The organism is Oceanobacillus sp. FSL K6-0127 (assembly GCF_037983385.1).
Taxonomy (GTDB): Bacteria; Bacillota; Bacilli; order Bacillales; family Amphibacillaceae; genus Oceanobacillus; species Oceanobacillus profundus.
The window spans coordinates 3311700-3325216 of record NZ_CP150287.1; the positions used below are offsets into that span (position 1 = coordinate 3311700).

Consider the following 13517-nt stretch of genomic DNA (forward strand, 5'->3'; position numbering starts at 1 on the left):
ATCGAATATCTTATTAATGTAAAGGTAATAGACTATTAACAATAATAAATAGGAGGAATTTTTATTATGGTAGGCTTTGGTAAAAGCTATTTAAATAATACTATCGTGAATAGAAATAACACGAAGAAGGCTCCAGATCCCGGTAAAGTAAACTGTGATGTTAAAGCACGTACAGAGGTTCAACTTCAGGATACTCCAGCTACTCCTGTCGTTAATCCAGATCTAACTGGTGCACTTATTAAAGTCCCGCTTGTTCTAGCTGAGACAACGCTTCAAGTGGTAGTAGAAGCTGACATTCCGCTTGATCCGCCAGCAACTGAAATTAAAAGAGTATTAAAGGATGTTTTCTTAACACAATGCAAACTCGTTCCTGTAGGTCCATTTACAGAAATAAACGACTCAGGATTCTTCACTTCTGAAGGAGCCAAGTTATTCGTAGAAGGGTATATTCGTAAAAACATCGAGTACGCACCATATGGCTGTAATAGCGCACTACGTACTTTAACAGCCAAGGTTCCATTTTCTGGTTTTGCAGATTTAACTGGTGATCTAATGAATTTACCGATTTTCGGCTTTGGAGAGCAAAGAAGAGCACAATTTCTTGATCCTAAACACGGAGAATCTCCTCGTTTGGATAAATACTACTTCCAAAATAGTGTCATTTACAATGAACAGCCATTCTGTGAACTTATTAGCGCGGAATTCTTTGAACTTGACTTTTCTCCACATTCATTTGACTCACACAAAGGCAAATGCTCTAATAACGACAGTTTTAACAAATTACGTGAAAAAATCGTTACCGACCTTACTTTAAAAGTGTTACAGGTTCAACAAATTCCACTTAATGGTGGAGTCGCTGCAAACAGACACGAAAACGATTGCTAGGAATTATTTAGTACAAAAGATTTAATATGTAATCCTTTTGATTATTGGTGAAGACAAGTTGAGCTTAGTAATAGCTCAACTTGTTTTATGATGATAAACGTAACAAATCCTAGTCCTTTGAATCTGTAGTTTTTTTGATTTTATGAAGCATTTCATGTGCATTAGAATAATGCGGGAGAAAGATCAATGAACAGTCTAAAGATGCGACAAAGGCAAAAAACACGTGAGAGAGGTTTCTTTGAAGTTTACTTCTCAAAATCAAGTATTAAGAATAGAATTTATATCATAGTATTTTAACGACCCGTCCTGTTAATAAGAAAGGAAAGCAATTATATGTTTTCTTTAATCAGAGAAGAAAAAGTATACGTATTATTGATTTTTTTAATTCTTTACATAAACGTTTATGTCACATTTAGTTGTATATACCTTCTATTAGATATTTTAAATGTTGGGACCTTAGTTAATTCCTTTTCATTTAATGAATCTCAGAGCTTATTCTCACAAAAATTATTGAATTCACTATACCTAAGTGCAAGAACTTTATTTTTCGATGGCTATGGTTACATTGTCCCTTATGGTTGGTCTAGGATTGTTGCGCTCATTGGAGAAACAGTTGGTTTTTTACTACCGGCATTCTTCATAATCAAGTTCCTCCCCTTAAAAAATATCAGGATGGAACGAAACCAATTTCCGATATTGAAACTAATAGTACGTTCCCTTTTGGTTACTTTAGGAGCCCTTTTAGTTTCATTTGGATTGGAGATTTTTTTAGTTCCGAATAATATCATTGATGGTGGGATTGTTGGAATTTCAATAATAATGTCCTATTTAACGGGCATTAAATTAGAGTTATTTTTGTTGATATTAAACGTTCCCTTCCTGTATTTAGGTTATAGGCAAATCGGTAAAAAATTTGTGGTAACTACCTTGTTTGGATTAAGCGTTTTATCACTAGGAACACTTTTTCTATTGAACGTACCTGTTCCAACTGAAAATCCATACTGGCATCAATTTTTGGTGGAGCCTTTTTAGGAGTTGGTGTTGGAATGGTAATCAGGTCCGGTGGTTCTCTTGATGGTACAGAAATTTTGGGAATTCTACTTAATCGAAAGACATCCTTCTCTGTTGGTAAGGTTGTTTTGTTTATTAATGTTTTTATTTTTTTCAGTGCAGGTTTTGTTTTCGGTTGGGATAGAGCAATGTATTCACTGATAACATATTTTATTGCCTCAAAAATGATTGACTTTACAATTGAAGGGTTCAAGACTAGTTTTTAGACTTCCCATTGTGTAACCACTTATTACTGTTCAAATTGCTTTCCAAAAGTTTTGATATAGAATTCATATTCTTGTATGCAGTATCGACTAATGGATGATTAACAAAGAATATATTAAAAAATCAGATGACAGAATTAGCACGATTACGATTTACTACGTTGTTTTAAGATGGTATACCTTTATAAAAGTTATATAGCCAAAATAAAAGACCAAATCATTGTGTGACTTGGTCTTATAATTGATGTGTTACTTGGTACAACTGCTATTAATTTTGTACTATTAGCTTTTACAGTAAGTTAATTATTAATAACCTCTTCTAGTACCTCCATCACCTTATATGCACCAGATGATACATTGGAACATGCAACAAATGTAATTTCATGAGTTGGATAGTACGCTGAGTGAAAGTTAACACCTGGATCATAGCCCATCATGTGATATTTCACAATTCCTTCTGGTTCTTTTGCTATCCATATCCCATAACCATAATATGTGCTATCTTCTTCATGAACAAAAGGTGTCAATAGCTTTTTCGTAAAAGATTCATCAAGTAGCTCATGATGAATCAATGCATGCCAAAACCTAATCATATCTGGTGCTGTGACAAATGCACCTCCATCTGAGCCTCCGCGAATCGGCAAAGAATACAGATTCGTGCGCCACGACCCATCCACCTCATCAATATAACCGAAGGCAGTTCTTGCCGGAAGTGCATCAAAAGAAAAATACCCCGAATTCAACATGCCAGCTCGTTGAAAAATATGTTCATGTACATAGTCGGTAAACTGCTGCCCACTCACCTTTTCAACTACAAGTCCCAATAATATATAACCAGCATTATTATAATGAAACCTTTCCCCTGGTTTGCCTTTCATCGGCTTATCTTGAAATAGTGGCAAAAAGTCAGCTGGACGACGCAATATATACATCGGTGTCTCTTTCCATAAAGCTTCAAAGTCATCCAGAACTTCTTCATCAAAGTAATCTGGAATTCCGGATGTATGTGTTAGCAAATGATGAATTGTTATGGAATCATCCCAATGCGGAAAGACAACATCAATTGTATTTTCTAATTTTTCTTCAAAACTTAATTTACCAGCTTGGACAAGTTGAGAAATTGCAATTGCTGTGAAAAGCTTACAGCCGGATGCAATACCGTACCTCGTATTTTGTTTGTTTTTCAGCTTGTCTGATCGATTAGCATAACCTGAACTAAGCTCCACATTCATTCCATTGCTATCTTTAACAATAATTGTTCCTGAAAAATTATTTCTTTTTTGCAATTCCACAAGCTTATTTTTCATATAGACAATCCTTTCTTTGTACTTAGGAGATAAGCTTAACAAACAGCGAGAGATTAAATAACATTAATTTTATAAATATTCCTACAATCACTCCCATAGATAACATTACCACATTTTTCTTGAATTTTTTATAAAAATATACAAAATATGAAACTTCTAATCTTCGTTCAACGTACAACCTATCAAGAAATAAGAAAAGGGGTATTAATCAATGTCAGAAGCAGCAATGGAGTTAGTTGATGTACGAAAGACAATTGGCAAGAAAGAAATTATTAAAGGACTCTCTTTTACAATCCAAAAAGGAGAGGTGTTTGGCTTTATTGGTCCAAATGGTGCGGGAAAAACAACAACGATTCGAATGATGGTTGGGTTGATGAAGCTAACAGATGGTGATGTCCTCATCCAAGGGAATAGTATTAAATCCAACTATAAGGAAGCTGTACGCGAGGTTGGAGCAATTGTTGAAAACCCAGAAATGTATCCATTTATGACAGGTGAACAAAATCTAGCCCATTATGCCCGAATGATACCTGGGATAACAAAGGACCGAATCAAAGAGGTCGTAGAAATTGTCGGACTCGAAAAGGCTATGAAGGAAAAAGTTGGCAGATATTCCTTAGGGATGCGCCAACGTTTAGGTATTGCACAAGCACTTTTACATAAACCTTCGATTTTAATATTAGACGAGCCAACAAATGGCCTTGATCCCGCTGGAATTCGTGAGATCCGGAGATACATTCGAAAATTGGCAGAGGAGAATAACGTTGCGGTTATTATTTCAAGTCACCTTTTATCAGAAATCGAGTTGATGTGTGACCGAATTGGTATTATTAAAAACGGTGAGCTCGTAGCCACCCAACAGGTACATGAAAATGTAGCAACCGATAATTTAATGCAGGTTAAAATCGAAGTATCACCTAGCGAAAAGGCAATAGAAATATTAAAAACTGAGTTTAAAATTCAAGCCGCTCTGGAGGGTGCAAATCTTCTCTTCCAGCTAGAAAAGGAAAAAATACCAGAAGTTATTAACGTGTTTGTAAAATATGATATATCTGTTTATCAAGTAAGCATTACAAAAGCATCGCTTGAGGATAAATTCTTTGATTTGATTGGAGAGAATACGATTGAGTAATTTTTTAAAACTTATTTCGAATGAACTTAAAAAAATCTACGTTGTGAAATCAACATGGATTATGTATATAGTATTAGCTGTGATTATAGTTGGCACTGGAATATTAAATAATACAGTTGGGGATATTCAAAACAGCTATGAATCGGATTCATGGCGTACACAGCTAGAAGAAGAAAACGCAAATTTAACACAAGAAATGGAAGATGAGACTTATTTAGAAACCTATAACTCGATGGTGATCGAGCAAAATAATTACTACTTAGAAAACGATATTCAGCCTTCAGGATATGGTGCATGGCATTTTATTATGGAAAACAAAATGCTCTTATCCTTAGTAAGTTTATTAACGATTATTGTTGCAGCAGGAATTATAGCGAATGAATTTAGATGGGGAACAATTAAACTTCTTCTGATTCGTCCTATTTCACGCACCAAAATATTAATTTCCAAATACGTATCTGTACTATTATTCGCCTTATTTACCCTATTATTTGTCTTAATTTTCTCTGGTATTACAGGTGCTATTCTCTTTGGTATCGAGGGGATGAATCCATATACATTGCTAGAAAAGAATGGCAGCTTGGAGTACGTATCTGTTATTGGTGAGATTATTTCAGGTTATGGTTATCAACTTATTATATTACTTATGATGGCAACCTTCGCATTTATGATTTCAAGTGTATTCCGTAATAGTGCACTCGCAATCGGACTAGCGATTTTCCTTATGTTTGTTGGAAACCAAATTGTCTTCTTTTTTGCAGAACGCTCATGGGCAAAATATATCCTGTTTGCGAACACAGACTTGAGTCAGTATGCGGATGGAAATACACCATTCATCGAGGGCATGACATTAGGTTTTTCAATTACAATGCTTTTAATCTATTATATTGTATTTATGCTGCTTGCATGGATTTTCTTTACAAAGCGAGATGTTGCAGGAAACTAATTTTTTCAAACATTTAAGTCTAAATTGGAGTTTATACACAGGATGATGATCAAATCCTCATTAGGTCATCTTCCTCTCTCCTCCCCTTTTAATACTTTCTTGTTTCACCTTCATTGAAATCACCTGCATTCTCCCTTGCAACTTCCCAAATACAAATTGTAACCCAATTTCATAAAATCATTGATAATAAACATTGTTTCGAATATATTTAATATGTATGATTTTTCCTGTCCATTCAATATTCATTTCATACATAACGAATTTTTCATAATTTGAAGTACTTTTTTCAAATTTTACGAAACCTTTATTATCGTTTATTCGTATATAAAGTAAAGCACCTATAAATAAGGGATGGATGCATATGATGCTATTTGATACACCGATCGAAACGATTTACTTAATAACGCTAATTGTAGCGGGAATATTAACCATTCTTTACCTCTTATTTGGTGATATTTTAGAAGTCATCACAGAGGCAATCAGCTTTGTTCATCCAGTTCTCATTTTATCTTTTATAACCTTTTTCTCTGCCTCAGGTTATATTTTTGAAGTTCTCACATCCTTTAATAGTTTGCTTATTATTGGTATCTCGATTGTCTTTTCTTTCTTATTAACTACATTGCTAAATGTATTTGTTTTAATTCCCATTTCCTCAGCAGAAGAATCGCTTAGCTATACAGAGGATTCCTTAAAAGGAAGAGTAGGCAAAATTATCATTCCAATTCCAGAGAATGGATTTGGCGAGATTATTATCGATAGTAAAAGCGGGATGATTTCAAAGCCTGCTGCAGCTTATGAGCATCAGCCAATTGAAGCTGGTATGCAAGTGCTTGTTATTGAAATAGAAAACGGTGTTCTTTATGTTGTTCCTTATGAAACAGATTTAGATGCCGAATACTCTTTTTAATCTACTAATCCATTTGGATAAGTATTTTAATAAAAACTTTAGCAAACTTGGGATTCTTTAGGCTTTTAGGTGAATACCTTAGTTGCACTTATGCAGATAAGAAAGTTTTATAATTTCTTATCTGACAACTACAAAAAAAGGAGGATAAATTATGTTAGAAAGTATTTCAGTTGGTATTTGGGTCGTAATTGCTATTGTTGTATTTCTATTAATTGCACTTATTGCTGTATTTATGACAAAGTACCGCACAGCAGGACCCGACGAAGCTCTCATTGTAACGGGTAGTTATTTAGGTGGTAAGAATGTACATACAGATGAAGCTGGGAATAAAATTAAAATCATTCGCGGTGGTGGTACATTTGTATTACCAGTTTTCCAACAAGCGGAACCACTAAGCTTACTATCTAGTAAACTGGAAGTATCCACCCCAGAAGTCTATACGGAGCAAGGTGTGCCCGTAATGGCAGATGGAACTGCAATCATTAAAATCGGTGGCTCGATCAATGAAATTGCTACAGCTGCTGAACAATTTTTAGGTAAGTCCAGATCAGACCGCGAGAATGAAGCAAAAGAGGTTCTTGAAGGACACCTGCGTTCCATTCTAGGTTCTATGACAGTTGAAGAAATTTATAAAAACCGGGATAAATTTTCCCAGGAAGTGCAGCGTGTCGCTTCCCAGGATTTAGCAAAAATGGGATTGATCATTGTTTCCTTTACAATTAAAGATGTAAAAGATAAAAATGGTTATCTTGATTCATTAGGTAAACCACGGATTGCGCAAGTTAAACGTGATGCAGATATCGCAACTGCTGAAGCGGATAAAGAAACACGAATCAAACGCGCTGAAGCTGCCAAGGACGCACAAAAAGCTGAATTAGAACGCTCAACAGAAATTGCAGAAGCTGAGAAAGAAAATCAATTAAAGACAGCTGAATACCGTCGTGAACAGGATATTGCAAAAGCTCGAGCTGACCAAGCCTATGACTATGAAACTGCACGTGCGAAGCAGCAGGTTACAGAGCAAGAAATGCAAATTAAAATTATAGAACGACAAAAACAAATTGAGTTGGAAGAAAAAGAAATTCTGCGTCGTGAACGACAATACGACTCTGAGGTTAAGAAGAAAGCAGATGCCGATCGTTATGCAGTTGAGCAATCAGCTGTTGCCGAAAAGGCTAGACAAATTGCAGAAGCAGATGCGAATCAATATCGCATTGAATCACAAGCAAAAGCTGAAGCAGAACAAGTCCGCGTAGATGGACTTGCAAAAGCCGATTCTCAACGCGCACAAGGGGAAGCTGAGGCAGAAATCATTCGCCTGAAAGGTATTGCAGAAGCAGAAGCAAAAGAAAAAATCGCCGAAGCATTCGAACAGTTCGGTCAAGCAGCTGTACTCGATATGGTTATGAAAATGCTTCCTGAATATGCGAAGGAAATTGCTAGCCCACTTGCAAACATCGATAAAATTACAGTTGTTGATACTGGAAGCAGCGGTACAGATGGTGGGGCAAACAAGGTTACCGGCTATGCAACAAATCTGATGTCAACTTTACAGGAATCCCTAAAAGCATCTTCTGGTATTGATGTGAAAGATTTGCTGGAGAATATCACAGGAAAGAACAATTTACCTGACGATATCGATTTTGATCGTGTTCGCTATGAAACGAAAAAAGAGAATGAATTAGCTGCAAGTGAAGCTGATCATTCAAATTAAATTGAAAGGAACGGTCTATTTTACAGACCGTTCCTTCTTTATTAGCTCTCTTTTCCATTTAAAATCAGCTTAAAATCAATCTTCGCTTTTAATGAATCCGATACAGAGCAATATTTTTCTTCACCAAGATTAATTGCACGCCAAACTTTCTTGCTATCAATATCTCCATCAACAATAAATGTTACTTCAATTGCTGTGAAACCCTTTGGCGCCTCTTCTTTACGCGTTCCATCTGTGATAATTTCAATTTTTGATACTTTTTCTAAATGTGGTCTTAAAATCATCGTTACATCAATTCCAATACATCCAGCTAAAGAACCAAGCAGCATTTCAGTTGGCGTCGCTCCTTTACCTAAACCACCATAGGCTTCTGTTGCATCCATATAGGTGGCATAACCAGAATCACCAACTGATTCAAACGCTCGTCCACCTGTCCATGTTGTAGTTACTTTCATTATTTAAAACTTCCTTTCTTAATAGTATGTGTTAAAAAGGAGGATGAAAAGGACCGAGAAGTTCGAGGCGGCGTAGCTTTGAGAAACGGAACGTATGCAATTAATACGTGAGTAGCGGAAAAGCAAGCCAACGAAGAAATTCGATGTGTCATTTTTCACCGGACTTTTTAAACTTCCTTTCTTAATAAGTTAAACTCGTACCTGGACCAACTGGTATTCCCAATACATACCATATTACAAAGAATAGGCTCCAGCAAATAAGAATTGTTATTGAATATGGCAGCATGAGAGATATTACTGTCCCTACTCCATTTTGCTTGCCATAGCGCTGTGCAAATGCCACAACTAATGGGAAAAATGGCATAAGTGGAGAAATGATATTCGTTGATGAGTCCCCCACCCTGTATGCTACTTGTGTAACTTCAGGAGAGATTCCCATCTGCATAAACATCGGGACAAACACAGGTGCCATAATTGCCCATTTCGCCGAATCTGCAGCAATAAAGAGGTTAATAAATGCGGTAATAAAAATTAATGCAACAAGCAATGGAGCACCAGCAAAATTAATCGACTGTAAAAATGCAGCGCCATTTACCGCTATGATTGTTCCCAAGTTCGTATAATTAAAGAGTGCCACAAATTGAGCTGCAAAGAAAATGAGTACAATAAATCCTGCCATCGTCTCTAAAGAACCTGTCATTAAATGTGCTACATCTTTATCATTTTTTACCGATCTCGTAACAATTCCGTAAACGACACCCGGGACTAGAAAAATGAGCATCATTAGAAAGATAATACTGCTCATAAATGGCGAAACAATAATACTTCCTTCATCACCACGTAATGGGGCATTTTCCGGAATGACAAGTGATGCGATAACAGCAACTGTAATTAGGATAGAAATATTCGCCCAAAATAATCCTTTTTTCTCAATACTTGTTACTTCATTTTTATTTTCTTCGATTTCACTAGGCGTATATTTCCCTAATTTCGGCTCAATAATCTTATCTGTAATAATTGTACCGATAATAACGACTAAAAAAGTAGATACGGCCATAAAAAACCAATTATCTGTAGCATTCACAATGTAATTAGCATCTAATATCCGTGCACCTTCGGTTGAAATCCCACTTAGTAGCGGATCATTCGTCCCCAACAGTAAATTGGCAGAATAACCACCAGAAACTCCAGCAAATGCAGCGGAAAGCCCTGCTAACGGATGTCTTTTGAATCCTAAAAATATAATCGCACCTAATGGTACAAGCACGACATATCCGACAGAAGCTGCTACATTGGACATAACGCCCATAAATACAACGATTGGAGTGACAAGCTTCCTTGGAGCTTTGGTCACTGTATTCGTCATAAGAGCACTAATATAACCACTCTTCTCTGCAACTCCTACACCAAGCATAGCAACGAGAACAGGACCTAAAGCCACAAAAGATGTGAAATTCGTGACAACACTTGAGAACATATAAGCAATGCCCTCTGGTACTAGCAGGCTAACAGCCTCCACGTTGAGTGTTTCAATTTGCCCTGTTTCATTATTCACACCTTCAAAGCTTACACTTACTCCTAATACATAGAGTACATGAGATAGTGCGATAACAATAAGCGTAAAAAGGATAAAGATTGTAACCGGATGCGGTAGCTTGTTCCCTTTTTCTTCAATAAAATTTAATAATCGAATTGATTTCGATGTATTCTGTTGACTCATGCTGTAACTCCTTCTTTAAATTATTTCATACCTAGTATACATGTACAAAAAAATATTTCTACAATGTTGCTTGAATATCAAGAAAATGCACATAAAAATCACGTCAAGCTTCAAGCTGAAGCATAACGTGATTCAAAAATTCATCCCTAATTTGCATTTATTTCCATTGATATTTGCCAAGTAACCCCAAATTTATCTATTACCTGACCATAAGCTGGACTCCAATCCGTTTCTTGCATAGGCATAACTACTTGTCCATCTTCTTGTAACTTCTCATATACTTCTTTCGCTTCGTCTTCATTATCTGGTATCAAAGCAATTGTTAGTTGCGATCCAAGCTGATAGGGTTGTCCCGGAAAAATATCCGATATCATAAGTTCCGTATTCCCTATCGTTAATCTAGCATGGAGGACACGGTCCTTTGCTTCAGCAGGTAGTTGGAATTCGGGGCTTTGTGGCATTTCTCCATAAGTATGTATACCAACAATATTAGCTCCTAATGAATGTTTATAAAATTCTACCGCTTCTTTTGCTCTACCATCCAACATAATATACGGATTAATATGGAACCCCATTTCATCTACCTCATTTCATGTTTTTGTTATGTAGTTTATTATTACCCTCTATTTTATTTTCAAATCTATTGGTGTGTCAATTTTCGTTTCAAAATATGGTTCATTATCAAATAATGTTTAGATAGCATGATTAAGTACGTACGATCACCAGTAGAAATCATCAAAATTGTGAAAATGCTGGTAAATCAGCTAAGATTATATATCCAATTTAACGATAATTTGGGTATTGTTGCATAAATTCCTCCCATACAATTTAACTTAAAAAGCTAGCATTCAACTACTATTGATAATGCTAGCTTTTTATGCAGTTTCATAAATCATGAATTCCAAATTATTATTCTTATGCATTGAAGAACCCTATCTATTGACATGCCTTACAATTGAAGCACACGGTGTCACTAGACTTTACCCTGTAAACTACGACCCGTTGAACATTATTTACTGCACTTCCTGCAAGTTAAAAGACACAATGCGGTCGGTGTTCGGATTATAAACAACATTCCCCTGTACTCTTAATGTTTCTTGTGGAGATTGTAATACAAATTCATATGTTTCTCTCACTAAAGTGGAAGACATCATCGTTTTCCCAACTGATTGATAGTCTGTAACATTATAACCAGGATACGCCACGTCGGTAACTTCCAACAAATATTTCCCCCATTTTTCTTGCTCCAATTGAGGAGATGGGGTTATTTCAATATTGATAACTCCAACACTCGGATTAACACCCAACGCTTGAAAAGCTCTCCGATGTAAATTTATCCGATTCGCAGGATACCCCGCAACTTGATCGACAACCTTTACAATGATTTCTCTTCCATATGGAGCAGAAATATTTCTGATTTTAAGCGTTTGCCCACATGTATATGGGGAATTTTCTCCAACAGCTGCTGTCATATACTCATTATCTGACCATGCCATTCCGCACTTAGTTACTTGTCCCCCGTCTGTCCATGTAGCTTGACCTCTTACCGATTGCTGACGACCATAATGATTAGAGTTTGTAGGATAAGCATGCTGATAATCATAAGTAGATTGCTGTCCATATGGTATGGATTGAAAAGAGGTATTTTCATAATAATTCCTATTCGGCCAATAAGGATAATTCGGATTCATCTTTCTTTCCTCCCGTCATAATATAAAACCTTGTATTGCAAAATATTCTGATCGACAAAATTTGTTGTGTATGATACAGTTTAAAAATTTCGCAAACTAAAAAAACCTTCCTGATAGCATATGTATCAAGAAGGTTGACCTGTGACAGGCGTCTCGTATGATTCATTATTTTTCTAAGCTAACATGCATTAATAAAAGTACTTATCTCGCCTTTTTAGTCTTAACTTGCGCACTTGAAAATAAAAGATCATAAGCACACCAATAAAAAAGGCTAAATAAAGATAGGTACTAGAAAAAAATCTTTCCATAATGGAAGCTATGTTTGATTGATTACTCGATGATTTCGATGCTACTACAGGCTTGTCCCTGTTAACTTCATCTAACTGAAATTTATTGACTATTTCACCATTTTCATTCACCAGTTTTAATGTTCCATCTGCTTCCATCTCTTCTTCAAGCTTATCTTTCTGTGCATGTGTATAAACTAATTCCTCAGTTGCGGCGTATTCCTGCTCACCAAACGTAAAAGTTGTTCCCTTAGGGATACTTGATGTCGTAAAGTTTTCAAATCCATAATCTAATAGTTTGATTGTATCATTATATGAATCTTCTACAACATCACTTTTTAAGGTGACGGTGATTAATTTTAAATCATCTCTTTCCGCAGTTGTCGCTAAAGTAAAACCCGATTGAGCTACAAAGCCATTTTTTCCACCAGTAACTCCCTTATATGGAATCTCCTCTTTGACTAATTTATGATGTGTTTGTATTGTTGTATCCCACGTTTTTCCATTCCATTCCAATTCCTTCGTGCTAAAGATATCCATAAATACATCATTGTTCATCGCATACTGTGTTATTTTTGCTAAGTCCTCTGCTGTTGTTACATGATCTTCGTTAAATAAACCATGCGGGTTTTCAAAGTTTGTTTGTTTTGTTCCGATTACTTCTGTTAGATACGTATTCAAATCCTTTGCGAACGTCTTCACATTCCCACTCAGATGCTCCGCAATTGCAACTCCGGCATCATTTCCAGAATTAATCAACAATCCTTGAATGAGTTTTTTTAACGTTACTTGTTCCCCTTTTTCCAGAAAGACAGTCGTACCATCTACCTTTCTAGCATTGCTGCTCACTGTTACAACTTCGTCAAGTTTCCCGTTTTCAATTGCATAAATGGCAGTTGCTATTTTCGTTAAACTAGCAGGATACATCGGCTCTTTCGCATGTTTTTCATATAAGACTTTCCCTGTCGATGCATCCATTACGATTGCAGAGTCACTCTCTATCTGCATTGATTCTTCTCTTGAATCAGCGTGTGCTATGGGAACAAGTACTACATTCATGATGACAATTATCATAATTGTCCAAGCAACTTCTTTCATACGAACACTTCCCCATTATTTGTTTTTCCATTCGATGGTTTATCACATTGCGGAAAGATGCGCTTAGAAAAACAAATCATGCCTTATTCTAAACTAAACGT

Annotated in this window: 11 protein-coding genes and 1 pseudogene; 6 read left to right on the forward strand and 6 right to left on the reverse strand. The window is 36.0% G+C overall.

Annotated features, from left to right (window positions below):
• Positions 1-66: 66 nt before the first annotated feature.
• Both MHH64_RS16435 and MHH64_RS16440 read left to right on the forward strand, forming a co-directional pair.
• The gene (locus MHH64_RS16435) at positions 67-885 is read left to right on the forward strand and encodes a CsxC family protein (RefSeq protein WP_240033867.1); all 819 of its coding nucleotides are present in this window, start codon (positions 67-69) and stop codon (positions 883-885) included.
• 672 nt (positions 886-1557) lie between these two features.
• Positions 1558-2156, forward strand: a pseudogene (locus tag MHH64_RS16440) (YitT family protein); the annotation flags it as partial.
• A 302-nt stretch (positions 2157-2458) separates the two neighbouring features.
• On the opposite strand, the gene MHH64_RS16445 reads toward MHH64_RS16440, so the two are convergent.
• The gene (locus tag MHH64_RS16445) at positions 2459-3466 is read right to left on the reverse strand and encodes a serine hydrolase (protein WP_095311500.1); all 1008 of its coding nucleotides are present in this window, start codon (positions 3464-3466) and stop codon (positions 2459-2461) included.
• A gap of 211 nt (positions 3467-3677) precedes the next feature.
• On the opposite strand from MHH64_RS16445, the gene MHH64_RS16450 reads away from it, so the two are divergent.
• The 4 genes from MHH64_RS16450 (at position 3678) to MHH64_RS16465 (ending at position 8165) form a co-directional block, all read left to right on the forward strand.
• On the forward strand, positions 3678-4598 hold the full coding sequence (locus MHH64_RS16450; protein WP_340002034.1) for an ABC transporter ATP-binding protein: 921 nt from the start codon (positions 3678-3680) through the stop codon (positions 4596-4598).
• Positions 4591-5544 carry an ABC transporter permease gene (locus MHH64_RS16455; RefSeq protein ID WP_095311497.1) on the forward strand — a complete coding sequence of 318 codons (954 nt, stop codon included), beginning with the start codon at positions 4591-4593 and terminating at the stop codon, positions 5542-5544. Before MHH64_RS16450 ends, MHH64_RS16455 begins: the two co-directional genes overlap by 8 nt.
• A 361-nt stretch (positions 5545-5905) precedes the next feature.
• A complete protein-coding gene (locus MHH64_RS16460) occupies positions 5906-6451 on the forward strand; it encodes an NfeD family protein (protein WP_340002035.1) in 546 nt (181 codons plus the stop codon).
• Between the two features lie 151 nt (positions 6452-6602).
• Positions 6603-8165 carry a flotillin family protein gene (locus tag MHH64_RS16465; RefSeq protein ID WP_095311494.1) on the forward strand — a complete coding sequence of 521 codons (1563 nt, stop codon included), beginning with the start codon at positions 6603-6605 and terminating at the stop codon, positions 8163-8165.
• Positions 8166-8206: 41 nt separating this feature from the next.
• Here MHH64_RS16465 and MHH64_RS16470 read toward each other — a convergent pair whose 3' ends face one another.
• The 5 genes from MHH64_RS16470 to MHH64_RS16490 all read right to left on the reverse strand — a co-directional run bounded on the left by MHH64_RS16470 (position 8207) and on the right by MHH64_RS16490 (position 13416).
• A complete protein-coding gene (locus MHH64_RS16470; protein WP_118890352.1) occupies positions 8207-8620 on the reverse strand; it encodes an OsmC family protein in 414 nt (137 codons plus the stop codon).
• Positions 8621-8801: 181 nt separating this feature from the next.
• A complete protein-coding gene (locus tag MHH64_RS16475) occupies positions 8802-10340 on the reverse strand; it encodes an AbgT family transporter (RefSeq protein ID WP_095311463.1) in 1539 nt (512 codons plus the stop codon).
• Positions 10341-10486: 146 nt separating this feature from the next.
• On the reverse strand, positions 10487-10915 hold the full coding sequence (locus tag MHH64_RS16480) for a VOC family protein (protein WP_095311461.1): 429 nt from the start codon (positions 10913-10915) through the stop codon (positions 10487-10489).
• Between the two features lie 438 nt (positions 10916-11353).
• A complete protein-coding gene (locus MHH64_RS16485) occupies positions 11354-12031 on the reverse strand; it encodes a DUF3889 domain-containing protein (protein WP_340002036.1) in 678 nt (225 codons plus the stop codon).
• Between the two features lie 188 nt (positions 12032-12219).
• Positions 12220-13416, reverse strand: a complete 1197-nt coding sequence (locus MHH64_RS16490) for a D-alanyl-D-alanine carboxypeptidase family protein (protein ID WP_340002037.1) — start codon at positions 13414-13416, stop codon at positions 12220-12222.
• Positions 13417-13517 lie beyond the last annotated feature (101 nt).